We start from the raw sequence: 24,174 nt of genomic DNA, 5'->3' as shown, positions 1-24,174 counted from the left end.
ATGGCCTATGTATCCGTAAAGGGTGGCGAGAAGGCGATCACCAACGCCCACGCCTGGCTGGCGGAAGCGCGGCGCGGAGACGCCGCAGTCCCTGAGCTCGACGTCGCCCAGATCCGCGAACAGATGACGCTCGCGGTCGACAGGGTGATGGCCGAAGGGTCGTGCTATGATCCGGATCTGGCGGCCTTGGCCATCAAGCAGGCGCGCGGCGACCTTCCGGAAGCCATCTTCCTTGTCCGCGCCTTTCGGACCACCCTGCCCCGCTTCGGCGCCTCGGAAGCGGTGGAAACCGAAGACATGTCGGTTCTTCGCCGTATCTCTGCGGCCTTCAAGGACATTCCCGGCGGGCAGATCCTCGGCCCGACCTTCGACTACACCCATCGCCTGCTCGACTTCGCTCTTGCCGCCGAGGGCTCTTCGCTGCCTGAAGCCGCGGCTTTGGCGGAAACGCCGCAGCCCTACCCCATGCCAACCATCGGGTCGGTCTTCGCCCACGAAGATCTCCTTGAACGCGATGAAAGGCCCGAAGACGCAGAGGCGCCCTTCGACCTGACGCGGGAGCCCATGGCTTTCCCTGCAGGGCGGGACCAGCGGCTCCAGGCCCTTGCCCGGGGCGATGAAGGCTTCCTGCTAAGCCTCGCCTATTCATCGCAGCGGGGCTGGGGCAGCACCCACCCGCTCTGCGGCGAAATCAGGTTTGGCGATGTCGCCGTCGAATTCGTACCGGAAGAACTGGGCTTCGCCATCGAGATAGGCGAGCTGAGTGTCACGGAATGCCAGATGCTTTCCGGTTTTGCCGGTTCTGCCGAGCGGGCGCCACAATACACCCGGGGATATGGCCTGACCTTCGGGCATTGTGAACGCAAGGCCATGAGCATGGCGATTGTCGATCGCGCCCTTCGTCACCGTGAAGTTGGTGAACAGGCCGACGCCCCGGTGCAGGACGAGGAGTTCGTCCTCTACCACTCCGACAATGTCGAAGCCTCCGGCTTCGTCCAGCACCTGAAATTGCCCCACTATGTCGACTTCCAGGCCGATCTTCAGCTGATCCGCCGGCTCCGTCGCGAGCACTTCGAACGAAATAACCCCATGAAGGTAGCCGCAGAATGATTGCGACCTCCACGCCCCGGTCCAATGAGGCCGAGCGCTATTACAACTACGCCTATCTGGATGAGCAGACCAAGAGGATGATCCGCCGGGCCATTCTCAAGGCTCTGGCAATCCCGGGATATCAGGTTCCCTTCGGCTCCCGGGAAATGCCTGTGCCTTACGGCTGGGGCACAGGCGGCATCCAGCTGACCGCTGCGATCATCGGCCCTGACGATGTCTACAAGTGCATTGACCAGGGCGCCGATGACACGACCAACGCGGTATCGATCCGGCGCTTCTTCGCAAAGGTTGCCGACGTCGCAACGACGGAAGATACCGCCGAAGCCACCATCATCCAGAGCCGTCACCGCATTCCCGAGCAGACGCTGAAGGCCGGACAGGTCCTGGTCTTCCAGGTTCCGCAGCCCGAACCCCTTCGGGGACTTGAGGCGCGTGAGACCGAAACCCGAGCCATGCACGCCTATGAGGAATACGGCCTCCAGTACGTCTCGCTTTACGAAAACGTCTCGGCCTACGGTCGGATCGCGGCGACGGCCGGCTATCCCGTGATGGTTGGGGAGCGATATCTGATGTCGCCTTCGCCAATTCCCAAGTTCGACAACCCGAAAATGGATGACAACGAGGCCATCCTCCTGTTCGGCGCCGGTCGGGAAAAGCGGATCTATGCGGTCCCGCCACATACCCAGGTGCGCAGCCTGGATTTCGAGGACTATCCCTTCGAAGTCCAGACCTGGGAAGAAAACTGCGCCCTGTGCGGGGCGGACGACGCCTATCTCGACGAGGTTGTCCTCGATGATGCGGGCGCCAAGATGTTTGTCTGTTCTGACAGTCACCACTGCGGCCAAAGGCGAGACGCTGGCCATGTTGGCCCCATGGCTGGCCACCAGCTGGCGCAAGGCGAAGCGGAGGCTGCTCAATGAATGCGATGTCCAAGGTTGAGGCGGCCCCTCTTCTGAAGGTCGAGGGCCTGTCAAAATGGTACGGCCACATCCCTGGCTGCATGGATGTGAGCTTCGAGATGCGCCCAGGCGAGGTGGTCGGCATCGTTGGTGAGAGCGGGTCGGGTAAGACGACCCTGCTGAACTGCCTCTCCGGACGTCTGCCACCTTCGGCAGGTCGGATCGAATTCGACACGCGGCGCTTCGGACTTCGGGACATCTACACCCTGTCCGAACCTGACCGCCGGCGGATGCAGCGGGAGGACTGGGGCTTTGTTCACCAGAACCCCCGGGACGGCCTTCGCATGCGCGTGTCCGGCGGTGCCAATGTCGCCGAGCCCCTCATGAATATGGGCCAGCGCCACTATGGAGCCATGCGCCAGGCGACCCTGGACTGGCTTTCGCGGGTGGAACTCGACACCACACGTATCGACGACAAGCCCCGCAATTTTTCCGGCGGCATGCAGCAGCGGATCCAGGTCGCCCGCAACCTCATCCATGGCCCCAAGCTGGTCTTCATGGACGAGCCCACCGGAGGTCTTGATGTTTCGGTTCAAGCGCGCCTTCTCGACCTGCTGCGTGAACTTGTGCGCGATCTGGATCTGGCCGTCATCATCGTCACCCATGACATGGCGGTCGCCCGGCTCATGGCCGACCGGCTCCTGGTGATGCGCCGCGGCCAGGTGGTTGAAACCGGCCTGACCGATCAGGTCCTGGACGACCCGCAACACGCCTACACCCAGCTCCTCGTCTCCTCCGTTCTGCAGATCTAGGCCACCATGTCATCGCCCAGCCAGCCGCTCATCATCGTCGAAGACCTGAGCAAGACCTTCGTCCTGCACAATGCTGACTCAGCCGTCATTCCCGTCTTCCGCCAGCTTCGCATGGAGGTCGGCGCAGGAGAGTGCCTCGTACTCTCCGGCAATTCCGGTGTCGGGAAGTCGACCCTCATGCGGTCGATCTATGGAAATTATTGCCCGACCACAGGGTCGGTCAGGGTTCTCCATGATGGCGAATATGTCGACATCACGCAGTCCAGCCCGCACACCATCCTTGATATCCGCCGGCGGACCCTTGGCTATGTCAGCCAGTTCCTGAGGGTCATTCCGCGGATCTCCACCCTGCGCCTGGTGATGGAGCCCCTCCTCGAAAATGGCGTTGATCCTGCGGAAGCCGAGGCCCGCGCCACCAGGATGCTGTCGGCCCTGCGCCTGCCGGAAGCCCATTGGCGTTTGCCGCCAGCCACCTTCTCGGGCGGCGAACAGCAAAGGGTGAACATCGCGCGTAGCTTCATTCGCCAGTATCCAGTGCTCCTGCTCGATGAGCCGACAGCGTCGCTGGACGCCGAAAACAGGGCGATCGTAGTTGAACTGATCCGGGAAGCCCTGGATGGCGGCGCAGCCATGATCGGCATCTTCCACGATCACGACGTCCGTGACGCGGTGGCCACGCGCCTGTTCCCGGTCGCTGAATTCAAGGCGGCGGCCTGACCATGGTGCAGGATGAGATACGTATCTTCTCCAAGGCGGTAATCACCCCGGAAGGCCAAGTCAGCGGCGAAATCATCGTCCGTGATGGTCGTATTGTTGCTGTGGAACCCTGCTCTTCCGCACGAACCAAGGCCATCGACTGGAGCGGCGACTCCTTGATCGCCGGCCTCGTCGACATCCACACCGACAATTTCGAAAAGCACTATCAGCCGCGACCAGGCGCCCTTTGGGACGCATATGGCGCAGCCCTCGCCCAGGATGGGCAGTGCGCGTCGGCAGGCATCACGACAGTCCTCGACAGCCTTGCCCTGCACGGCTCCAAGGATGGGCTGGATCGCAAGACAGCCCTAGCGCCTATGATTGAAGCCATGGATTCCGCTGCGGCGGACGGCGCCCTGCGCGCTGATCACCTTCTGCACCTGCGGTGCGAAATCACCAATCCGGAGCTGATGGATCTCGTTGCGCCATTCAGCAATCATTCGAAGCTTCGACTCCTGTCTGTCATGGACCACACGCCTGGCCAGCGACAGGTCTCCGACGTGGGACGTATGGAGCGGCAGCTGGTCGAGGCCGGCCATGGGCCGGATGAGATTTCCAGGATCCTGTCCTTCCGTTTCGAAGGACGAGATCCGTCCGTTTCCGTCCAGAACCGATCAAGGGTGGTGGCTCTAGCTCGGGAGACCGGGGTGCCGCTGGCCGCCCACGACGACGCGACCCTCGATCATGTTGAAGAGGCGCACCGCGACGGCTGCACGATTTCGGAGTTTCCGGTTACCCTGGAAGCGGCGAAACGCGCGCGGGAACTCGGAATGATGAATGCCATGGGCGGCCCGAACTTTGTGCGCGGGGGAAGCCATTCCGGAAATCTCAGCGCCCGCGCCTGCGCTGAGGCAGATATTCTCGACATCATCGCGTCCGATTACGTACCCCTCTCCATGCTGCGTTCCGCCTTCATGCTGATAGAATTGCTGGGTTGGGCGCCGGAAAAGGCCCTGGCGACCGTGACCGTAAACCCGGCACGAAGCGTCGGCCTCACAGACCGGGGGGAAATTGCAGCGGGCCAATTGGCGGATTTTGTCCGGGTGTCCCGCGGCGCCCAGGGATGGCCAACGCCGAAGGAAGTCTGGCGCGCCGGGATGCGGGTGGCATGACGGCCCGCTACGCCGTTTATTACGCGCCCGATCAGGGAAGCCGTCTCTGGGAAAAAGCATCCGCGTGGCTTGGCCGTGACGCCTATACCGGGGCGGTTGTCAATCGACCTGACATTCCTGCCCTGGAAGGTCTCGACGTAGACGCCCTGACATCTGACCCGAGGGGTTACGGGTTTCACGCCACACTCAAGGCGCCCTTCGAACTTGCAGCGGAGGTATCCGAAGGTGAACTACTGGCATTTGCTGCAGACTTCGTGAGAACTCAAGCCAGTTTCACCGCCGCTATTGAGCCGGGTCGCATCGGACTGTTCCACGCCCTGCGCCTGGCCGAAATCTCGCCAGGCATGTCGGCCCTCCATGAAGCGTGCGTCAAAGCCTTTGACAGGTTCAGGGCCCCTCTATCCGATCAAGATCTGGCCCGACGCCGACGGGCCAAACTCACGGAAGATCAGGACAGTAAGCTCGTAGCCTGGGGCTATCCCTACATCTTTGATGAGTTCAGGTTCCACATGACCCTGACGGGCACCATTCGCGATGATGCGGTCTCCGCGCGGGTCGGCGCGGTTCTGATGGATCAGTTTGGCGAAGACGCCGGCGCACACCTGTTTGACGCCCTCGCGATCTTCCGACAGCCGGATCGTGAAAGCCCCTTCGACATCATCGCTCGTCTGGCCTTCGAAGCGGCTTAGAGCCGCCGACTACAGAAGCGCGACGAACGCGGCCACGGCTTCCGCCCGGGAGCCATCATTGCAAAGTTCAATCACGTCTTCGCCGTCGACAACGAACACTGCAGCCCGGGATATGCGCCCTTCGATCTCGGCGTCCGTCTCGCGGCCACGCGCCGTAAGCCGCGCCCGGATGGTTTCAGGACTTGCGGTTACCGAGACAACCACGAGATTTCTGTACCTTTGCCGAGCTTCCATGAGCACTGTTCTCGACACGTTGGCGACCACGGTTTGGCCTGCAGCCAGATCCTCAAGGATGTCCCCAGGGATGCCATAGCTGAGACCGTGCGCTCGCCAGCTAAGTGCGTATCGGCCGGCGGATTCCCGCCGGGCAAAATCAGCTTCGCTGATGGACGCATAGTCTTCGCCGCCCAGTTCGGCAGAACGCGTAATGTCACGCTTCACAATCCGCACGCCGCTGAGGCGGAGGTTCTTCGCGGCCTCGATCAGGGTGTCCTTGCCCACCCCTGAAGGACCCACCACCAGGACCAGCCGACCGCCTTCAGGCATGCTTCTCGAGGAACGCGTCGGCGTCCAGCTCTCGGAAATCTTCCAGGGCTCCAGCCAAGCGGTCATGCTCCCAATGCCACCATTCGAGGGACAATAGACCACCCTGGACGGCCTTCGGAAACCGCTCACGGATCGGATGTGACGGCACGCCCCCGACAATGGTGAAAGGCGCGACATCCTTGGACACCACGGCGCCCGCGCCAACCACGGCGCCGGTCCCCACCGAGACCCCCGCCAATAGGGTTGCACCATGGCCGATCCAGACATCGTGGCCGATCTTCACATCATGGGATCTGCGCCAGTCGAAGAAGGCATCGTCGTCGGCTTCGCCAAGATTGTAGGACACCGCCCGATAGCTGAAATGGTGTTGAGCCGCGCGCCAGGTGGGATGGTTGCCCGGGTTGATGCGGACGTCCCGAGCTATGGAGCAGAATTTCCCGATATCCGAATAGGCAGCGCTGGAGTCTGTGACGATGTAACTGTAGGCGCCCATAGTCACCTCGGAGAGGCTGGTTCGGCCGCCTACCCTTGTCCAGGGGCCCAGTATGCTGTCGTTAACACTGGCCTGAGCATCGATGTAGGGCTGTGGCCCGGCGCTCGTTGACAAGGGATCGGTGAGGCCAAGAAACCGACCGATATAGACCTCTCCAGCACCCAGAGGGCGGTCAGCTAGCTTGGGTCCGCTCATGCCGCCGCCACCTCAGGCTCGACCAGGGCGGGCGACGGCCGATTATTCCGGCCGGCATAGATCTGATCGACAATCGACTGGGACAAGGCCGCAGGCGGCCCATCGAACACAATGCGCCCCTTCGCCATGGCGACAATCCGCGTGCAGTAGCGCCTGGCGATATCAAGACTGTGAAGGCTTACCAGCACCGGGATGTCACGCTCAGCACAGGCCCTCTGCAGGGCGCACATCACGACTTCTGCATTTACGGGATCAAGGGACGCCACGGGTTCATCGGCAAGGATGATGTTCGGGTCCTGCATCAGCGCACGGGCGATCGCCACCCGCTGTTGCTGGCCTCCCGACAGGGTGCCGGCTCTTTGAAGTGCGGCGGCGGCCATATCCAGAGCGTCGAGTTCAAGAACTGCCCGGGCTCGATCCGCCGCCGGAAAGAACTTGATCATGGAGGTCCAGAGCGGACGCTTCGCTGCAACGCCAATCAGCACATTGGTGATCACGTCCAGTCGGGGTGAGAGGTTGAACTGCTGGAAAATCATGGCGCAGCTGTGTCGCCAGCGCCTCAACTCCGTGCCCCGCAGGCCATTAATCGGTGAGCCATCCCAGGCGACAGACCCGTCAGTCGGCGTCGCAAGCCTGTTGATGAGGCGCAGTAATGTCGATTTTCCCGATCCGGACCGACCGATGATGCCGACCAGTTCTCCGCGCCCAATGGACAGGGAGACACGGTCCACAGCCAGGGTGTCTCCGAAGCGCTTTGACAGCTCATTCAGTTCAAGCATGGGGACTCCCCAGGGCGACGTCCGACCGGACCTGGAAACTAGGACACCGCTGTGACCCCGTCGTGACGGACGAGGCAGGAGCTCAGGGACAATTACGGAATTTGTGGCAGGCTCAGGCCAGTCGTGCCCGGAGCTGTCGCGAAACAAAGTCGAGCGCAGCGACGCAGACCATGTAGAGCAGGACGATATAGGCGACCTGATCGAAGGCGAAGATCCTGATCCGTTCATCCAGTTCGAAGCCAATGCCCCCTGCGCCGACAATGCCAAGAACAGCGGCGTGCCGAAAATTGCTCTCGAGATAGTAGAGACACTGGCTGGCCATCACCGGCGCGACCTGTGGCGCGAGACCAAACCGGATTTCAAGGATCTTGGAAACGCCGGAGGCGCGCGCGCCCTCGACCGGACCCCGGTCGCAATTCTCCAGGGTCTCAGCGAAGAGTTTCGCCAGATTGGGAATGTCGGCAAATGCCAGGGCGACGACGCCGGCGAAGGGCCCTAGGCCAAAGGCGGAAATGAAGATCAGCGCCCAGACAAGCGCCGGAACGCCACGGAAAATGTCGAGGCATCGGCGGAAAAGGAAATGAAGCAGGCCATTGCTGACCACTGTCTTTGCGCCAACCAAACCCAAGGGCACGGCCGCCAGGACCGCCAGTGCGGTTCCCGCAACAGCCATGGCGAAGGTCTCGGCAAGTGATTTCAGGATCCTGATGCTATCGCCACCGTCGCTGGGCGGGACCATTGAGGCCATAAACCGCCCGAGCTTGGAGGATCCGCTGGCAAGCGCGTCCGGCGACAGGTTGAGGTCAGCCATCATCGCGAGCAGGGCTATGAGGCAGACTGCCGACGCAGCCGCCCCCCGGATGAGTCCAGGCCATGGCGAATGCACGGCGGGTAGAGCCGTCGGTATTCCGGTGGTCATTGCCCGCCCTCATCCAGTCGGATCAGGCGGTGGCGAATGGCCTCTGACATCAGGTCGATCAGGAAGATCATCGCGACCATGAGGATCAGGATCGCCAGATAGGTATTGTATTCGGTGTAGGTGATGGCGCGCTGTAGTTCGAGCCCGATCCCGCCGGCCCCGACGATTCCCAGGGCGGCCGCTCCGGCCAGGTTTCCTTCCAGCCGCAGAAGTCCGTAGGAGGCATAGGCCGGGAACACCTGGGGAAAGACCCCAAAGCGGATCTTGTTCAGCAGCCCCGCTCCGGCGGCATCCAGGGCCTCGAGCTGCCGTGGATCGACCTCTTCATTGATTTCTGCAAACAGCTTGCCAAGCCCCCCCATGGTCGAGATCGAGAGCGTAATAACGCCGGGCAAGGGTCCTACGCCGAACGCGGCGACAAGAATGAGGGCGAGGACCAGATCCGGGATGGTCCTGGTCACCTCAAGGCTGCGGCGCACTAGGAACCTCACCGGGCGCCAGGGCATGAGGTTGGATGCACAGAGGAGCGAGGCGCCCACAGCCCCCAAAGATCCAAAGACCGTGGCGACAATGGCCATTTCAATGGTCTGCCAGATGGCCGCGAGCCACCCCGGCAGATCATAGAACCAGGACGCCAGCGACCCTGGAGTTGAACGCCCTTCGAACAAGACCGGCCCTTGCAGGCTTGGGGTCATGCGCACCAGGAATTCGCCGATCCGGCCCAGGGGATCCCCGCCAATATCTGAACTGAAAAACTGGCTTTCCTGGAATGATGCGGCGAGGACCATACTGAAGATCAGCAGCCCCACGCCCGATTGCAACCAGTGGCGACGCAGGGCCCGACGACGGCGCGTCTCGAAGTTTTCGACGACGGCTTCAGATCCTGTCGACATGCCTATTTGATCACGTGTGACGGTGAAAGCGCGGCAGCTTCAGCCCCGTCAAAATTCTCATTGCCGGGTGCAAAGGCGGAAGCCGCGATGAAGGCGTCAGGCGCCTCCAGGTGCATGGCGACGTAAATTCCCATGAGCTGAAAGCGCAGGCGCGGTGGCATGTCCAGGTGCACCACGACCGCGTTCGCCGCGCGGGGTCGGCCCTTCCAGACTATACGAAGATCGCCGCACGGCTGATCCTGTGGCTTGGCGCCGCGGCAACTCCGCTGCCAAGCGTCGGCGTTCATCACAACGACATCGGCATCCTGCTTGCGTAGCTGCGAGAGAGCCTCTTCAGCAGACGCGGCGACGACCTCTTTTGAAAAATACGATGATCCGGCACCCTGGTCTGCAAGGGCCTTTCTTGGCAGATCACGGTCATATGGGGCGACGCCAATGAATACGAGGCGCTGACCACGGAGATCACCCAGAGACTTGAAGGAAGAACCGCCCCGAACAGCGGTGACGACCTGGGTTCGGATCAATCCATCCTTTGGCCGCAAGGTCAGAATGGCCCGGACCTTGGCGGCCACGGGTGCATACGACTCCGGATCAAGCGTCCCCATGTCGACCTGCCCTGCCGCAAGTGCTTCGGCCGCACCACGAAATCCGGCCACCGGGCAATCCAGAACTTCGGCGTCAAGCCTTTGAGCAAGTAATTTGAACAGGGCGCGTTTGCTCGCATTGGCGTCTGAGCCAAGCGGACCACAGGGAGCGCTTGTCGCCGCGTTGGTTGCTAACCGGAATGGCGCCGCCAAGACCAGCTCAGGCGCCAATGCCAACAGGCTGACCAGGGCAAGCAACGCTTTCATTTCGGGACCCCAACGTCCTTCGAGCCAGTCCGGCGCTGCGCAATGTCCTCATTTCGGAGGGCGATGACCTCGGCGTAGTGCTGACGCCCGATCGCTGTGTATTCAGATCCTGCCGGCTGACCGATGTCAGTCCACAGGTCTGGCTGGTCGTAGGCCAGGGCGGCCATGGCGCCCCTTATGATGTCGATCTGCGATTGAGGTCGATCCGTCCGCACGACGATGGCGGTATCGGGAACCGGACCCACCACCCAGATTGTTCGAAAGTCCTTGATGTCTACCAGGCCGCGCCGCGCCATGGTGTAGACAGCGCCCGTGGTGAACCCATGCGCCGGATCCCCACCTGATACCTGTACGAAGGTCGCGTCGAACTGACCATTCGCGAGAGCCATGACCGCCTGGGTATGGCCGCCGGCGAACGCCTCCTTGGCGAAATAGGTGTCGGGATCGATCCCAGTGGCGCGCATTTTCGCCCGGGGATAGAGATAGCCAGAGGTCGAATTGAAATCGACATAGCCAAGGCTATGCCCCTTCAGGTCTGCGATGGATCTGAAGGGACTGTCAGCCTTAACGATGAGGGCGGAATAATAGCCCGTACCGCCATCCGACCTGCGGGTTGTAAGGATAGGCGTAACCTTGCCACCCACTTGCGCATCGACGTTTGCATAGCCGCCGCCTGCGAGGGTAGCGACATCCACCTGTCCCGACGCAAGGGCCTGAATGACCCCGTTATAGTCCGAGGCCTCGTAGAGCTTCACTGGCCGCCCCGTCACTTCCCCGAGATACTTTCTGTAAGCCTCACGGCGCTTGACGATGGCCGGGTCGTCATTGGAGCCCTGCATGGACATCCGCAGCTCACCCTTCAGGTGATCCGTCTCCGGCTTGGCGCCACATGCGCTCAGACCTGCCAGGAAGCTTCCGGCGAAAAGCAGTACGATCAGCCTTCGCATTCATTAATCCGTTCGCGGTGTCCGATGACGGGAGCGACCTTTGGCCTCCCCGTCCTTTGAACCAGAGTCATGTCGTGCGGATGACGGAGGAAGCCCGCCTGGCCGAACCCATCCTGAACTTGTCCGGTAAGTCCGGGCGCCTCGCGGGCCCTAGAACTTCACGGAAACTGTCGCCCCATAGGTCCGCGGGTCGTTGAAGCTGCCCGAAACATTGCTGGAAGGCTGAACATAACTGCCGCTGCGGCCGATCATCAGCGTGTTGTCAAACAGGTTGCGGGCCCAGATTGCCATGGTGAGCCTTGCGCCTGAGTCCCCGACCTCGATATCTCCCACTGAAATCCGGGCATTGAAGATTGCGCCGATCTGGGTCTTCAGCTGCGGAAGATAGATGGTGGCGCCACTGGCGTCCTTCGTGCCGGTGCTGACGTCGCCTGGGGAACTGTACTGGCCGTCATTCCAGTTTCCGTCGAGGTGCAGTCTGAGCGTCGCACCATCCAGTACTTCCCGGCGATAGTCGATAGATCCGGTCACCCTGTTTTCAGGTGTATAAAGTTGGTGGTAGGTGGTCGGCGTATTCTGCGCGTATCCAGTCACTACGCCGGCGCTGTTGATTTGGGGGCGCGCCACAGGATCTGTAAACAGCGGCATGTCTTCCTTGGCGTAGGTGTAACTGGAAGAGATCGTCAGCCCTTCCATCGGCGCCAAATTGACTTCCACCTCGACCCCGGAAACCTTTCCAACGCCCTTCATGTTATAGGTGTCTTCAATAGTTCGTGTAGATCCGCTGACGACAATCAATTGACCAGTCTTCGGATCCGAGGCGAATGTGTTGTAGTTTGCCGTGATGTTATAATAGACGTTCTTGTAGTCACCTGCATATGCAGCGACATTGAAGCGCATACGTCTGTCGAAGAACTCGCTCTTCAGGCCAACTTCGACCATGGAGATTTCTTCGGGATCGTATGAGGAAAAGACGATCGAGCGGGAATTGAAGCCGCCGGCTCTGTAGCCGGTACTCCACTTTCCGTAGACCGAGACGGTTTCAGAGACATCGTAAGCCAGATTGACCATCGGGTTGACCCGCCGCCATGTCTGGCTGCGCGGGACAACGCCCTGGACCTTAGTCAGCTGCCCGTTGGCGTCAGGCAGGAACGGCAAGGCGTTGTTGACGACCAGCAGAACGCCTTCCTTGCGGTCCTCGTTCCAGCTCACCCCGGCTGTCAGACGAAGCCGTTCATCAAGGATGGGCGGCGTCCAGGTCGCCTGGCCGTAGAGACTGAAGCTATCCGTTGTCGCCCGGCTGGCGCGATCTACGCCGATATTGGGATAGAGGCCTTGCACCAGCGTCGTCTGCCCTGGCTGTCCATAGAAGTTGTTGTAGTTTGAATTGCAGCTCGCTGGTGTTGTGATGCAGGCGTTCGGGCCAAGCACGGAATTCCCGAATGGCGTGTAGACGATCGGCGAGATCGTCGACGCTATGCCGCTGGTGTCCCAGTGCAAGGTGTTGAAAGCCTGGGCCTGATCGGTCGTGCTCTCATGAAAATAGGTGGTGCCGAGGATAAAGTTGAGGCGATCAATTTTTCCGATCGCCTGAATTTCCTCGCTGTACTGGCTCTGTTCGAATTTCGCGACAGACAGGCGCTGGAAATTCTGGCCGGCGCCAAGACTGTTTGTGATCGCCACACCCGTGGTGCCCGGCTGGGAATACTGGTCCTGATAGAGATCCCGGTAAGAGGAGATGGACTTCAAGGTCACCCAGGGCGCGACATCCCAGTTCAGGGTCAGGGAGTGGCCCCATTGGTCGCCGAGGCTGGGCTGCAGGATCGCGCCGATCGGCGCGACTTTGATACGGCCCTTCGGGATCAGCGAAAGCGGCGAAATCGTCACATTATTGGCAGGCTTGACGATGTAGCCGAAGATCGTGGTGTCTTCGGTGTGGCTGGTGTCAAAGGCATAGTCTGCGGTGAACTTGGACGTCGGTGTCCAGCGAACCTGGGCGCGGAAACCGCGACGTGCGACCTCGCTCCAGTCGTGCTGATCCTGCATGGGATTTTTGACCCACCCGTCATGGGCCTGGATCATGGCGTCGAGCTTGACCGAGACATCATGGAATTCAGGAAGGTTCAGATGGAACTGGCTTTCATAGCTGCCGAAGTTCCCGACACCGCCCACCACTTCCATGCCGTACTTGCCGGAAGGCTTCTTGGTCGTGATATTCAAGGCCCCGCCCAGGGTATTGCGTCCAAACAGGGTGCCTTGTGGCCCCTTCAGGACTTCGATGGCCTGGAGATCATAAAGGCCGGCATCGAGGCCTTGCGGGCGGCCAAGATAGACCCCGTCAAGATAGACCCCGATCCCAGACTCGCCGGACGGCTGGTTTGTATCGGCCATGATGCCGACGCCGCGAATGTTGAGGATGATGCTGAACGGGCGGCTTGCGAATGGCGTCACCGTCAGCCCTGGGGCCGCACCGTCATTCAAGTCGGTCAGTGAGTAGATGTGGCGGTCTTCCATCGCCTGGGCGCTGACAACGGAAACCGATGCTGGCGTCTTCTGAAGGTTCTCGGACCGCTTCTGGGCGGTGACGATCACCTCCTCCAGGCCAACGGCTCCAGCATCCGCCGCTGTGGCTTCCGCCCGGGCCGGTGTGAAAGAAATCAGCGAAGTCGCGAGCGCTGCAAGCGCAACTCCACCCATGACGGACTGGCGTAAGCTGATCTGAAGACGCATGTGTCTACCCCCATCTGAGAGTTGGGAGTGTGCTGACCCTCAAAGACGCTTCGGATTCGAATGCGCGAACTCTTCGTGATCGCCACAAAATTTGTCGGTCCGGGACCAACCGGCAATGGTTACGTTGTGTCAGTTTCAACCCGGATCGGATCCATCCTTGCAGGCCGCCCCTTGGGCGGTAGGGGCGTCCGTTTTGGGTACATTCAATGGTGAGTCACTGACGACAAAACCGGCCGCGTACGGCCGTTTGGCCGGAAACTTGCTTGGGTACAGCCTGTTGTGCCTATCCAATTCGCTGGATGGTGGTTTTCAGGCACGAGAAATTGTGTCGCGACATTTCGCACCCTGGCGAAGGACCGAAAACCCTGGCGAAAGAGAACATCTAGGGTACGAAGAGTGCACACGTCCCCCGGTAATTAGTTGAAAAATATATTGAATTTGTCCAGTCCATCATGGGCGCGACGGAAAGTCGCTGATCGGGGAGCGAAGGCACGATTTTGAGGTCTCAGGGGCGATTTTGCCCGTTTCATAGCCATTCGGGGCGCCACATGCACGTGACATCCGCATGAGAGCTTGGCAGGGTCGGGCCTTCGATTCTCTTACGAAAGACGACATATGACCATTTCCGACCTCATCGATCAGGTTGCCGCCTCTGACGACAAGCTGACCAAGGCTCAGGCCAAGGCCATTGTTGACGCGGTCTTCGGCGCCATCCGTGGCGCCGCCGTGAAGGGCGACGAAGTTTCCGTCCCCGGCTTTGGCAAGTTCAAGGTCCAGTCCAAGCCGGCCCGCACGGGTCGCAACCCTTCCACGGGCGCAGCGATCGAAATCGCGGCCTCCAAGAAGATCGTGTTCCAGGCCGCCAAGGCCCTGAAGGACGCCGTCAACGGCTAAGCCGTTTCGAGCCGGCGGCGTTCAGGTTCTGATCTGGACGCCGCCGCTCAAGACCTTAACCAGCCCACCCCATCAGGGCTGCGAAGACCATGACCGTTCCGACAATACTCACGGCCCAGGCCAGGGGACGGATCATCGGAAGACCGGCCAGATAGATGCCGGCATGGGCCACCCGACCAATGAAGAACAGCTGGGCGCCAAGGACCGTGGCGTGATTGGAAACCTGCGCCAGGGCGGCGACCAGGATCAGTGGCGCAAACAGCGTGAGGCCCTCACGGTGATTGTCGACACAGCGCTTCGCCCGCGCCTGGAAGACGCCTGGAGGCGGCAGGTTGTCCCGGGAATTGGCCAGCGGCTTGAGGCCTTGGGCCCTGATGCCTGCGGTCGCCTGAATGATGATCAGAACGAAGAGAAGGCCAACCGAATAGGTCAGCATGGTCAGTTCAGTTGTCATGGTTCCACCCCTTTGAAGATCTGACCGGATCCTTTTTGGCCCGATCTGTGTTTTGACCTTCCGTCCTTCGCCGGAAGGCGTCAACCTTGCGCGACCTGTCGACTCTGTCGCCAGGGCGCTGATTTCAGGAGCTTTGCATGCGCCGGACGCCAATCATTCTGGGCCTGATGGGCCTCACCCTTGCCGGCTGCGGCCAGCCAGGCGCCCTGGATCCTTTCGTCGGCTTCGGGCCAAACCCCGCCTTGCCGGAACCCCACAAGGGTCTCCTGCCCCAGGTCGCCATCGCCAAGGTCGCCCCGTGGAGCGCAGGTGAACAGCCCAAGGCGCCCGAAGGCTTCACGGTCACACGGTTCGCCGAAGGCCTGGACCACCCCAGGTGGGTCTATGTCCTGCCCAATGGCGATGTGCTGGTGGCGGAGTCATCCTCGGAAGCCAAGCCGCCCAAGACCTTCCGCGACCACGCGGCCGCCTTCATCATGAAGAGCGCCGGCGCAAACAGGAAAAGCCCCAACAGGATCATCCTGCTTCGCGACGCCAATGGGGATGGCGTGGCGGAGTTGAAGACCGTCTTTGCAGAAGGGACCAAACGCCCATTCGGCATGGCCCTTGTGGGACAGACCCTCTATGTCGCCGCCGACAACGCCATAGTCAGCTATCCCTACAAGGATGGCGACACCCGGGTGGAGGGTCCCGGCGAGAAGGTGTTCGACCTGCCGGGCGACCCGATCAATCACCACTGGACCAAGAACATCATCGCCAGCCAGGACGGGACCAAGCTCTACGCCACGGTGGGTTCGAATTCCAACGTGGGCGAGAACGGCATGGCGGCAGAGGAAGGCCGGGCCCAGATCACCGAATTCACCCTGCCCAAGGGGCCAAGCCGTCCTTTTGCGACGGGTATCCGCAATCCCAATGGTCTTGATTTCGAACCGGTCACCGGCGCCCTGTGGACGGCTGTCAACGAGCGGGACGAGATCGGCCCGGACCTGGTCCCGGACTATATGACCAGCGTGAAGGACGGCGCCTTCTACGGATGGCCCTACAGCTATTACGGCCAGCATGTGGACGTACGCGTCCAGCCCCAGAAGCCGGACATGGTGGCGAAGGCCATAGCCCCTGACTTCGCCCTTGGCCCGCACACGGCGTCCCTGGGGCTTGCCTTCTACAAGGCGGAGAACTTTCCGGATCGCTATCGCGGCGGGGTCTTCATCGGCCAGCATGGGTCGTGGAACCGCAAGCCGCTGAACGGCTATCGGGTCGTCTTCGTGCCCTTTGAGAACGGCAAGCCGGTCAATCGCCCGGAGGTCTTCCTGAGCGGCTTCCTGACCGAAAAGGGCGAGGCGCGCGGCCGTCCCGTTGGGGTCGCAGTGGACAAGTCCGGCGGCCTGCTGGTTGCGGACGATGTCGGCGACATCATCTGGCGCGTCAGCGCCCGGCCGCCTGAAGTCAAAGCGTCTTCTTGATACGGATCAGGATGTTACGGCCGAATTCGAGATCGCGGGCGTCGGTGTAGAGCAGGGCCGAGGATCCGCGGGGACCGGCATAGACCTCGCGGATGCGCTTGGCGTTGCGCTCGCCGATATTCTGCACTTCCATACGGAGCAGCAGGTCGGGGCGCAGCCGGGTTTCTGCGAAGATCCAGATGGGAATGCCCACCTTCTTGGTTTCGATTTCGGAGAGCCTGAAGGCCCTTTCGCGAATTCCGCCCGTGTAGACATCTATGCCCCAATTGGTGCGCCATTGGGGCAGGTCCTGATTGAAGTGCAGTTCCCAATCGACCGGATGCAGGTTGGAGATCTCGCGCCGGCGGCCCGTGGCCGGGTCGATCACGGAGGTGAACCGGCGCGTAACCTGCCCCTTCAACTGGGTGGCCTTGAGACCGAACCTCTGCAAGGGAATGGCGAGGCTGGCGGTGATCTCGTCACTGGTTCCATTGCCGATATTGCCCGGCGCGTCGGCGACAGGCACACCCTTCACATAGATCGGCGCCCGGTCGATGACGTCGGTAAGTTCGGAGTGGCGCACGGTCAGAACGGCCGCACCCGCGCCCCAGAACCGGCGCTCAAAGGCCGCCTCGGCAACCCAGGCCTGTTGGGGCGAGAGGTCCGGATTGCCGGCCAGCACAGCGCCCGTGCTCGCTGTCGAAGACGAGGCGATATAGTCATCGAAGTTCAGCTGGCTGACTTCCCGCTCGATCCGCAGGCGCACCTGATCAGATGCGTCCGGCGACCATGTCAGGCCAAGGCGGGGCTTGAAAAAGCTGAGAGTCTTTTCCAGCACCAGATCTCCGGTCGAGGAAATCGTTGAGGTTTCCTCGCGGACCTGCCCCTCCACCTTCAGGGCCGGGGACAGGGTCAGCGACGCCTGGAGGGAGGCCTCCCCGCGCTTCTCCTCGACCCGGACATTGGCGGCGGGAAGCACAACCTTTTTGCCGTTCAGGGTGAAGCCGGTAGTGCTGTCGAGACCATTGAAGGCGCCCTCGACATAGCCTTCCAGGGCCAGCTTGTCAGACTGCTTCCGCCGCACCAGGAGCCGCCCGACTGTTTCGGTCAGCTTCTTGTCGGACGTGAAGTCACGGTTCACTGCGGCCGACTCAAAATGGGCCTTGGTGTCGTTATTGTTCCACTGCTGGAAGAACACCGCCTCCAGGCCGCCCTTGGCGCCGAGACCCCTGGAATAGCGCGCGCCGAACTCACCCTGCAGCTTGTCCATGGTGTTGTATTCGTATTCCCGACCGCCAGGAACCGACAGGCGGTCGGTGATCTCGGCGCTGTAGGGATTGGGCATGAAGGCCGCATTGAGCTTGAGGCGGCCACCATAGAGGGGTGTCTCATAGGCCCCGATCAGGAACTTCTTCTTGCCCCCAGCGTCAGCGTCCACCTGGCTGCGGATCAGGACGGCGCCGGTCGGTGTTGTCCGCGTGCGACGCCCGTCGCCCAGCAGGTCGTCAGGGCCAGAGCCCAAGACCATGGAGAGTTCAAGCAGCTTGCCGTTCCACCGCCATTGGCCCTCGGCGCGTACGCCGTTCATGGTCCTTCCGTCATAGATGTTCCAGTTCGTGGCGCTGATGGCGCCGTTGAACCCTGACTGGGATTTGCGGACCACATTCGCCACCACCGTGCGGCCGCGCATGTCGATGCCAGGGGCGCCGCCACGGATCACCTCGACCCTGAGGACCGATCCGACTGGGATCCGCCGCAGAATGTCATCCAGGCCGTCATTCTTGGAGACGACCGGTTCGCCATCAATCAGCACATTGCCGCCACCGCCCTCAAGGCCGCGCACCGCAACGCCCCGCTCAAAGGTGAAGCCCGGCAGACGCTGGACCATGTCCAGGGCCGTGTTGGGTCCTGACTCTGCAAAGAAGGCCGCTGAATATGAAATGACGCCCGGTTGTGCGTCATTCTCTGCGAAAGCCGTGCCCGAAACCGCCAAGGCTGCGGCCAGCGCCGCCCAACCCGTCATACGCATGTCTTGAGGCCCCCGCCCCGGCCGTCAAAAATGGCCCGGTAGTTGGAAATGGCTGAAGTCGAAAAAATCAGAAGTCCCGCCGCCAAAATCACGGCAGCAAAACCGTGGGTTCCCCTCGCACCGGTTGCCGGATCGCGCAAGAGTCGAAGGGGTCGCAGGGGCCACGCTTTCCCCCGGCAGGCGGCGGAAGTCGCACGCCATTACCTCCCTGTGCCCATAATGACACAAGTAGAGAGGTACGCCGCCGACATGGAATTGTCAGGCGGGTAAGCCGGACGCGCCCTCGAGCGCGCCCGGCCAGGTCCGTTCTAGAGACGCTCGACGATGGTCACATTGGCCATGCCGCCGCCTTCACACATGGTCTGGAGACCATACTTGCCGCCCCGGGCCTGCAGGCCGTTGATCAGGGTTGCCATCAGCTTGGTGCCGGATGCGCCGAGGGGGTGCCCAAGGGCGATGGCGCCGCCATTGGCGTTGATCTTCGCGGGATCGACACCCAGGTGCTTGATGAAGGCCACCGGGACCGAGCCGAAGGCTTCGTTGACTTCGAACAGGTCGATGTCGTCGATCTTCATGCCGGCCTTCTTCAGGGCGCGCTCGGTCGCCGGGATCGGAGCTTCCAGCATGATCACCGGGTCGTGGCCCAGCAGGGACAGGTGGTGGATGCGGGCCAGGGGCTCGACGCCCAGGTCCTTGAGGCCCTTTTCGGAAACAACCATCACGCCCGAGGCGCCGTCGCAGATCTGGCTGGACGAGGCGGCGGTCAGGCGGCCGTTTTCCCGCAGCAGCTTCACGCCCTTGATGCCTTCAAGGCTGGCGTCGAAGCGGATGCCTTCATCGACCGTGTGGATCGAGACATTGCCGTCGGCGTCGGTGATCTCAAGACCGATGATTTCGTTCTTGAAGGCGCCGGCCTGGGTAGCGGAGATGGCCCGCTGGTGGCTTTGGTAAGAGTACTCGTCGATCTCATCCTTGGTCAGGCCGTACTTCTCAGCGACCATTTCAGCGCCCATGAACTGGGAGAACTGGATGTTCGGATAGGCGGCCTGGATGCGCGGGCTCATATAGGTGCCAAAGCCGTTCTGGGCCGGCAGGGCTGCCGAAAGGCCCATCGGCACCCGGGTCATGCTCTCAACGCCGGCGGCGATGACAATGTCCATGGTGCCGCTCATCACGGCCTGGGCCGCGAACTGCAGGGCCTGCTGCGAGGAGCCGCACTGGCGGTCGACGCTGGTGCCGGGAACGCTTTCCGGCAGCCTGGAAGCCAGGACGGCGTTGCGGCCGATATTGATGCCCTGCTCGCCCACCTGACCAACGCAGCCCATGATGACGTCTTCGATGAGGGCCGGATCAGCGCCGGTGCGATCGACCAGTTCGTTGAGGACAACGGCGGCGAGGTCGGCGGGGTGCCAATCCTTCAGCTTGCCGCCCTTCTTGCCGCCGGCGGTGCGGCCTGCGGCCACGATGTAAGCTTCACCCATGGTCTGCTCCCTTGGTTTGGCGCCGGACTTCCGGCGGGATTGGGAGGTACATAATCCTACGACGTGGCGGAAGCCAACTGCCCGAGGCTGAAGGTCAGCGGGTTTTTCGCAGTGACGGTGCGAAGGCGGCTATTCAGCCCTGGCTGCAGGCGTGTGTCCGTAGAAGGTCTTGCGGAATGGCCCCCACCAGAAGGTCTTGCCCAGTCCGCGCATTGCCTTGTCCAGCCGGAAGACAGCCCGGTCCGATCCGGTCAGGGCCAGCAGCCCTGCTGCCAGGCCCTCTACGATCCCCTGCCCCAGGCCAATGACCATCCACCGTGCAACAGCAGTCCAGTCAGACTCGGCCACTGCGGCCTCTGTCGGCCCCTGGCCGTAGGCGAAGGCTCGGGAGAGGGTATAGCTGAGGGTCAGGCGTTCCGGCTGGGGGTCTTCCCAGACCCAGGCTTCCGGAGACCAGGCAAACCGGGCTCCGGCCTGCTTCATCTGTCCAAACAGAAGGTCGTCTTCACCCCCGGAGTGATTGCGCGCCGGCGAGAACGGCGCTGTCGGGTGGGGCATGGACGACCGGCGGACCAGGCTGTCGCCGCAGCCATAGTAACCGTCCAGCACCTGCGCGGTTTCGGGCCCGAGCCTGGAAAAGAACCACTCGAGATAGGCCCAATGCGCCACTACGGAGGCGGGCGCACGACCGCGCACCGGGCCGAAAACCGCATCAGCGTCAAACCTGGCCTGGGCCTGCAGGAGGGCGTTGAGCCAGCCAGGACCTGCCTCCTCGTCATCATCAAGGAAAGCGATCCAGTCTCCCTGCGCGGCGGCCATGGCTGCATTCCGGGCATTGGCCACGCCCGGGGCAGCCTCATGTACATATGTGACGGGGAATGGAGCATCCCCTGAGAGCCGGGTCACGAGATCCCGCGCTGATGGCGCCTGATCATTGTCGACGATGACCAGTTCGATCCGGGAGAGATCAACATCGGTCTGGGCAAAAACCGATCTCGCAGCGACTTCCAGGCCGACCGGACGCCGCTGGGTCGGGATGATGATGCTGATCTGAGGGGCCGCGGTATTCATTGACCACAGGCTACCGGGTGGCGGTTATCGAAGTGTGGATCGACTGAACGTCGCGGACAAAATCGCCTCCAGCCAGTGACCATCAACCTCGTCAAAGGCGGCAGGCGTTTCTGAATCGACGTCGAGGACAGCGATCAGCCTTCCCTCTGCGCCGAAAACCGGGACCACGATCTCGCTGGCGGACCGCCCGTCGCAGGCAATATGGCCGGGAAAGGCATGAACATCCGGGACAATCTGTGTCTTGCCGGACGCCGCAGCCGCTCCGCAGACCCCCCTGCCGAAGGCAATGCGCAGACAGCCAAGGGTTCCCTGATAGGGACCAACCACCAGTTCGTCTGATTTAGCTGGATCGACCACATAGAAGCCGGTCCAGAAGAAGTGCTGGAAGCTGGCCGCCAGCATGGAGGCGACCGTGGCCATCTGCGCCACAAGGTTTGTTTCGCCCTCCAGCACCGAGGCGATTTCCTCAGCCAGGACCGCATACCGCTCTGCACGGTCTTCAGGCAGGGTCAGATCATTGAAAGCTTCGGCCATGGGAGATCTTCGTCCGGCGCGCCGCAAGGCCCGCCGGACGAGACTGAACTCAGTCTTCCTTGTGGGGAATTTCCATGGGCGCGGCTTCATGGCCCTCGACCAGTATGCCCTTGCCCAGGTTCGAGCTGTTGCGACCGAAGATGAAGTAGAGCGCGATGCCGCCAACCAGATAGATCAGGAAGAAATTCCGGGTGTGGTCGGCCGCCATCAGGCTCATCAGCAGAACCAGGCACATGAGCGCGCCCAGGATCGGCACCAGCGGGAAGAGCGGCGTGCGGAACGGACGCGCAAGATCAGGCGCCGAGAACCGCAGATAGACCACCGTCAGGCAGACAATGGCGAAGGCCGCCAGGGAGCCGACATTGGACAGGTCCGCCAGGCGGTCCAGGGACATGAAGCCTGCGGCGCAGCTGGCCGCAACACCGACGATGATGGTGTTGATCCAGGGGGTCTTGAAGCGCGAATGCACCACGGACAGGGCCTTGGGCAGCAGGCCGTCGCGGCTCATGGTGTAGAAGATGCGGGTCTGGCCATAGAGCAGGACCAGCATGACCGAGGACAGACCGGCGATGGCGCCGATCTTCACCAGCACCGCGAACCAGGGCAGGCCGATGGCGTTAACCGCCGTGGCGATCGGGGCAGGATTGTCCAGGGACGCGTAGGGCACGATGCCGACCAGGACCGCCGAGGTCGCGATATAGAGAAGGGTGCAGATGGCCAGGGCGCCCAGAATGCCGATGGGCATGTCCTTGGCCGGATTGCGGCTTTCTGCGCCAGCGGTGGAGACCGCCTCAAAGCCCAGATAGGCGAAGAAGATCACGGCTGCAGCGTGGATCACGCCGCCGACCCCGTACTTGGTGGAATTGTCGCCGGTCATGACGCCCATGAGGGCGTGGCCGATCTGACTCCAGATATCCGTCGGGGTTCCGGCGGGGGGCGGCGGAATTTGCGCCGGAATGAGCGGATGCCAGTTGTCGGTGTTCACATAGCGCGAGCCGATCACGATGAAGGCGATGACCACGGTCAGCTTGATGGCGACCACGATATTGTTCACCCGGGCGGACTCTGAAACGCCCATGACCAGAAGGCCGGTGACCATGGCGATGGCGACAATGGCCGGAAGGTTCATCACACCATGGGCGATCACTTCACCGGCGTCATTCTTTACAAGAACACCCGGCGCTGCGGTTAACTCCGGTGGGATGACGATGTGCATGTCCTTCAACAGACTCGCCAGATAGCCCGACCAGCCAACCGCCACGGTGGAGGCCGCCAGGCCATATTCCAGGATCAGGAGCAGGCCCATGACCCAGGCGACAATCTCGCCCATGGAGGCATAGGAATAGGAATAGGCCGATCCCGACACGGGAATGGCCGAGGCCAGTTCAGCGTAGCAAAGGGCCACGAAAGCGCAGAGCGTGCCGGTAATGATGAAGGAGATCATGATGCCGGGACCAGCGAACTGGGCGGCGGCGCGACCGGTCAGAACAAAAATGCCCGTGCCGATGATGCAGCCGATCCCCAGCAGGATCAGGTTCAGCGCCCCAAGGGACCTCGTCAGTTCCCCTTGTTCATGCTCGGCCTGAATCTGTCCGATACTCTTCCGTCGGAAAATTCCTCCGACCCCGCCTGCATTCGCCATCTGTCTCTCCAATTGGTGGCCGATCTGAGCGGCCAGCTTGACCAGACGCTAGACGGCATTGCGGGAACGGGCAATCACCGAGGCGTCGATCGCGGTATTCACCGAAGCCGCCGCCGCAAAAACAGGCGAAACAGGGGCTGCAACTTCCCCCATCAGGCGCAACTTGTTGTCCTGAACGAATTTCCGTAAACGCTGGGTCGCTCCAGGGTTCCATAGGCGAATCCGGATAACTACAGGGCGAGATGGATTTCGGACCGACCCACTTGATGGACAATGAGCACCGCCAGGCGCTGGCGACGCGCATTGCCTTGCTGTCAGAGCGGGAAAAGGATTGCCTGCGGGGCGTCCTGTCCTACGGCCGCACCAAGCACATTTCGGCGGCTCTTGGCATAACCGGAGCGACCATCGATTCCCACATAGCCAAGGCCATGCGGACCCTGGGCGCCAAGAACCGGACCCAGGCGGCGAACATGCTCTTCATTGCAGAGCATCCCGAAAGCCCGCCGACCCCCGAGCCGGTCGACACCCGCAGCGCCTTCGAGCGCATGATCGACACCAGCCATTGGACCATTGTGCAGAAGCTGATCTTCATGGGCGTATCCGTTGTGGTGCTGATATTCGCCTTCGCCCTCCTGGTGTTCATGGTGTCGATCCTGGATCAGGTGGCCCCCTCCAGGAGCTGACGGCCACGGGTGCATGGACCGCGACCAATGGTCCCGACAGGAATCTGGTTATATTTTTCAATGGGTTATGTTGCCCCCGCCAGGAGCACCCCCTAGAAATCTTGTATGGCCTATGCTCATTTTGAGGTTTTCACCCCTCTGAAGCACGGCTAGCGTCCGGGTGCTCGGAAGCTTGCAGCCCACAGGCGGGTCGCTTCCGAGCACTGTCGGTGA

23 protein-coding genes are annotated in these 24,174 nt (G+C 61.8%); 9 read left to right on the top strand and 14 right to left on the bottom strand.

From position 1 onward, the window contains the following. The 6 genes from CFE28_06860 to CFE28_06835 are packed head-to-tail and all read left to right on the top strand — an operon-like array spanning position 1 to position 5,378. Complete coding sequence (locus CFE28_06860) at positions 1-1,110, top strand: carbon-phosphorus lyase complex subunit PhnI (GenBank protein ID OYU69748.1); 1,110 nt, start codon at positions 1-3, stop codon at positions 1,108-1,110. Next, entirely contained in the window at positions 1,107-2,030 is a 924-nt protein-coding gene (locus CFE28_06855) for a carbon-phosphorus lyase (protein ID OYU69747.1), read from the top strand. Before CFE28_06860 ends, CFE28_06855 begins: the two co-directional genes overlap by 4 nt. Positions 2,031-2,035: 5 nt before the next feature. Continuing rightward, positions 2,036-2,821 carry a phosphonate C-P lyase system protein PhnK gene (gene phnK, locus CFE28_06850; GenBank protein OYU71593.1) on the top strand — a complete coding sequence of 262 codons (786 nt, stop codon included), beginning with the start codon at positions 2,036-2,038 and terminating at the stop codon, positions 2,819-2,821. Between the two features lie 6 nt (positions 2,822-2,827). Continuing rightward, complete coding sequence (gene phnL / locus CFE28_06845; GenBank protein ID OYU69746.1) at positions 2,828-3,538, top strand: phosphonate C-P lyase system protein PhnL; 711 nt, start codon at positions 2,828-2,830, stop codon at positions 3,536-3,538. A 2-nt stretch (positions 3,539-3,540) separates the two neighbouring features. Next, on the top strand, positions 3,541-4,689 hold the full coding sequence (locus CFE28_06840) for a phosphonate metabolism protein PhnM (GenBank protein OYU69745.1): 1,149 nt from the start codon (positions 3,541-3,543) through the stop codon (positions 4,687-4,689). Beyond that, positions 4,641-5,378, top strand: a complete 738-nt coding sequence (locus tag CFE28_06835) for a hypothetical protein (GenBank protein ID OYU69744.1) — start codon at positions 4,641-4,643, stop codon at positions 5,376-5,378. Before CFE28_06840 ends, CFE28_06835 begins: the two co-directional genes overlap by 49 nt. A gap of 9 nt (positions 5,379-5,387) precedes the next feature. Here CFE28_06835 and phnN read toward each other — a convergent pair whose 3' ends face one another. From phnN to CFE28_06795, 8 genes are all read right to left on the bottom strand, one after another. Then, a complete protein-coding gene (phnN, locus tag CFE28_06830; protein OYU69743.1) occupies positions 5,388-5,924 on the bottom strand; it encodes a phosphonate metabolism protein/1,5-bisphosphokinase (PRPP-forming) PhnN in 537 nt (178 codons plus the stop codon). Next, positions 5,917-6,612 carry a chloramphenicol acetyltransferase gene (locus tag CFE28_06825; protein OYU69742.1) on the bottom strand — a complete coding sequence of 232 codons (696 nt, stop codon included), beginning with the start codon at positions 6,610-6,612 and terminating at the stop codon, positions 5,917-5,919. The genes phnN and CFE28_06825 overlap by 8 nt, the downstream gene beginning before the upstream one ends. Further along, a complete protein-coding gene (gene phnC, locus CFE28_06820; protein ID OYU69741.1) occupies positions 6,609-7,391 on the bottom strand; it encodes a phosphonate ABC transporter ATP-binding protein in 783 nt (260 codons plus the stop codon). Before phnC ends, CFE28_06825 begins: the two co-directional genes overlap by 4 nt. Positions 7,392-7,503: 112 nt before the next feature. Next, on the bottom strand, positions 7,504-8,310 hold the full coding sequence (phnE, locus tag CFE28_06815; GenBank protein OYU69740.1) for a phosphonate ABC transporter, permease protein PhnE: 807 nt from the start codon (positions 8,308-8,310) through the stop codon (positions 7,504-7,506). Next, positions 8,307-9,203: a phosphonate ABC transporter, permease protein PhnE gene (gene phnE / locus CFE28_06810; protein ID OYU69739.1), complete on the bottom strand. Its 897-nt coding sequence runs from the start codon at positions 9,201-9,203 to the stop codon at positions 8,307-8,309. Before phnE (CFE28_06810) ends, phnE (CFE28_06815) begins: the two co-directional genes overlap by 4 nt. 2 nt (positions 9,204-9,205) lie before the next feature. After that, the gene (locus CFE28_06805) at positions 9,206-10,054 is read right to left on the bottom strand and encodes a hypothetical protein (GenBank protein OYU69738.1); all 849 of its coding nucleotides are present in this window, start codon (positions 10,052-10,054) and stop codon (positions 9,206-9,208) included. Beyond that, on the bottom strand, positions 10,051-11,001 hold the full coding sequence (locus CFE28_06800) for a hypothetical protein (protein OYU69737.1): 951 nt from the start codon (positions 10,999-11,001) through the stop codon (positions 10,051-10,053). The genes CFE28_06805 and CFE28_06800 overlap by 4 nt, the downstream gene beginning before the upstream one ends. 150 nt (positions 11,002-11,151) lie before the next feature. Next, a complete protein-coding gene (locus CFE28_06795; GenBank protein OYU69736.1) occupies positions 11,152-13,731 on the bottom strand; it encodes a TonB-dependent receptor in 2,580 nt (859 codons plus the stop codon). Positions 13,732-14,346: 615 nt separating this feature from the next. On the opposite strand from CFE28_06795, the gene CFE28_06790 reads away from it, so the two are divergent. After that, positions 14,347-14,625, top strand: coding sequence for an integration host factor (locus CFE28_06790; protein OYU69735.1), 279 nt, complete (start codon positions 14,347-14,349; stop codon positions 14,623-14,625). A 55-nt stretch (positions 14,626-14,680) separates the two neighbouring features. Here the strand turns inward: CFE28_06790 and CFE28_06785 are convergent, their stop codons facing one another. Further along, positions 14,681-15,079, bottom strand: a complete 399-nt coding sequence (locus tag CFE28_06785) for a hypothetical protein (GenBank protein OYU69734.1) — start codon at positions 15,077-15,079, stop codon at positions 14,681-14,683. 137 nt (positions 15,080-15,216) lie between these two features. Here CFE28_06785 and CFE28_06780 point away from each other — a divergent pair, with 137 nt between their 5' ends. Next, positions 15,217-16,542 (top strand): sorbosone dehydrogenase, encoded by a 1,326-nt coding sequence (locus tag CFE28_06780; protein OYU69733.1) that lies wholly within the window; start codon positions 15,217-15,219, stop codon positions 16,540-16,542. Here the strand turns inward: CFE28_06780 and CFE28_06775 are convergent. From CFE28_06775 to CFE28_06755, 5 genes are all read right to left on the bottom strand, one after another. After that, a complete protein-coding gene (locus CFE28_06775; protein ID OYU69732.1) occupies positions 16,526-18,550 on the bottom strand; it encodes a TonB-dependent receptor in 2,025 nt (674 codons plus the stop codon). The two genes, CFE28_06780 and CFE28_06775, sit on opposite strands and share 17 nt — an antisense overlap. Positions 18,551-18,858: 308 nt before the next feature. Continuing rightward, entirely contained in the window at positions 18,859-20,031 is a 1,173-nt protein-coding gene (locus CFE28_06770) for an acetyl-CoA acetyltransferase (GenBank protein ID OYU69731.1), read from the bottom strand. A 129-nt stretch (positions 20,032-20,160) separates the two neighbouring features. Next, on the bottom strand, positions 20,161-21,102 hold the full coding sequence (locus CFE28_06765; protein ID OYU69730.1) for a glycosyl transferase: 942 nt from the start codon (positions 21,100-21,102) through the stop codon (positions 20,161-20,163). Positions 21,103-21,126: 24 nt separating this feature from the next. Beyond that, a complete protein-coding gene (locus CFE28_06760; GenBank protein OYU69729.1) occupies positions 21,127-21,636 on the bottom strand; it encodes a diguanylate phosphodiesterase in 510 nt (169 codons plus the stop codon). 49 nt (positions 21,637-21,685) lie between these two features. Beyond that, the gene (locus tag CFE28_06755; protein OYU69728.1) at positions 21,686-23,278 is read right to left on the bottom strand and encodes an amino acid permease; all 1,593 of its coding nucleotides are present in this window, start codon (positions 23,276-23,278) and stop codon (positions 21,686-21,688) included. Positions 23,279-23,520: 242 nt separating this feature from the next. Between CFE28_06755 and CFE28_06750 the strand changes: the two genes are divergently transcribed. Then, positions 23,521-23,961, top strand: a complete 441-nt coding sequence (locus tag CFE28_06750) for a hypothetical protein (protein OYU69727.1) — start codon at positions 23,521-23,523, stop codon at positions 23,959-23,961. The last annotated feature ends 213 nt before the right edge of the window (positions 23,962-24,174 follow it).

The sequence above is a fragment of the Alphaproteobacteria bacterium PA2 genome, assembly GCA_002256425.1.
Taxonomy (GTDB): domain Bacteria; phylum Pseudomonadota; class Alphaproteobacteria; order Caulobacterales; family Caulobacteraceae; genus Phenylobacterium.
Note: the sequence above shows the minus strand (reverse complement) of the source record. Positions and strands in the feature narration are given on the sequence as shown.

Coding starts and splice junctions, on each gene's coding strand:
- CFE28_06860 (OYU69748.1), top strand. CDS start 1: ATGGCCTATGTATCCGTAAAGGGTGGCGAGAAGGCGATCACCAACGCC.
- CFE28_06855 (OYU69747.1), top strand. CDS start 1,107: ATGATTGCGACCTCCACGCCCCGGTCCAATGAGGCCGAGCGCTATTAC.
- phnK (OYU71593.1), top strand. CDS start 2,036: ATGTCCAAGGTTGAGGCGGCCCCTCTTCTGAAGGTCGAGGGCCTGTCA.
- phnL (OYU69746.1), top strand. CDS start 2,828: ATGTCATCGCCCAGCCAGCCGCTCATCATCGTCGAAGACCTGAGCAAG.
- CFE28_06840 (OYU69745.1), top strand. CDS start 3,541: ATGGTGCAGGATGAGATACGTATCTTCTCCAAGGCGGTAATCACCCCG.
- CFE28_06835 (OYU69744.1), top strand. CDS start 4,641: ATGGCCAACGCCGAAGGAAGTCTGGCGCGCCGGGATGCGGGTGGCATG.
- phnN (OYU69743.1), bottom strand. CDS start 5,924: ATGCCTGAAGGCGGTCGGCTGGTCCTGGTGGTGGGTCCTTCAGGGGTG.
- CFE28_06825 (OYU69742.1), bottom strand. CDS start 6,612: ATGAGCGGACCCAAGCTAGCTGACCGCCCTCTGGGTGCTGGAGAGGTC.
- phnC (OYU69741.1), bottom strand. CDS start 7,391: ATGCTTGAACTGAATGAGCTGTCAAAGCGCTTCGGAGACACCCTGGCT.
- phnE (OYU69740.1), bottom strand. CDS start 8,310: ATGACCACCGGAATACCGACGGCTCTACCCGCCGTGCATTCGCCATGG.
- phnE (OYU69739.1), bottom strand. CDS start 9,203: ATGTCGACAGGATCTGAAGCCGTCGTCGAAAACTTCGAGACGCGCCGT.
- CFE28_06805 (OYU69738.1), bottom strand. CDS start 10,054: ATGAAAGCGTTGCTTGCCCTGGTCAGCCTGTTGGCATTGGCGCCTGAG.
- CFE28_06800 (OYU69737.1), bottom strand. CDS start 11,001: ATGCGAAGGCTGATCGTACTGCTTTTCGCCGGAAGCTTCCTGGCAGGT.
- CFE28_06795 (OYU69736.1), bottom strand. CDS start 13,731: ATGCGTCTTCAGATCAGCTTACGCCAGTCCGTCATGGGTGGAGTTGCG.
- CFE28_06790 (OYU69735.1), top strand. CDS start 14,347: ATGACCATTTCCGACCTCATCGATCAGGTTGCCGCCTCTGACGACAAG.
- CFE28_06785 (OYU69734.1), bottom strand. CDS start 15,079: ATGACAACTGAACTGACCATGCTGACCTATTCGGTTGGCCTTCTCTTC.
- CFE28_06780 (OYU69733.1), top strand. CDS start 15,217: ATGCGCCGGACGCCAATCATTCTGGGCCTGATGGGCCTCACCCTTGCC.
- CFE28_06775 (OYU69732.1), bottom strand. CDS start 18,550: ATGCGTATGACGGGTTGGGCGGCGCTGGCCGCAGCCTTGGCGGTTTCG.
- CFE28_06770 (OYU69731.1), bottom strand. CDS start 20,031: ATGGGTGAAGCTTACATCGTGGCCGCAGGCCGCACCGCCGGCGGCAAG.
- CFE28_06765 (OYU69730.1), bottom strand. CDS start 21,102: ATGAATACCGCGGCCCCTCAGATCAGCATCATCATCCCGACCCAGCGG.
- CFE28_06760 (OYU69729.1), bottom strand. CDS start 21,636: ATGGCCGAAGCTTTCAATGATCTGACCCTGCCTGAAGACCGTGCAGAG.
- CFE28_06755 (OYU69728.1), bottom strand. CDS start 23,278: ATGGCGAATGCAGGCGGGGTCGGAGGAATTTTCCGACGGAAGAGTATC.
- CFE28_06750 (OYU69727.1), top strand. CDS start 23,521: ATGGATTTCGGACCGACCCACTTGATGGACAATGAGCACCGCCAGGCG.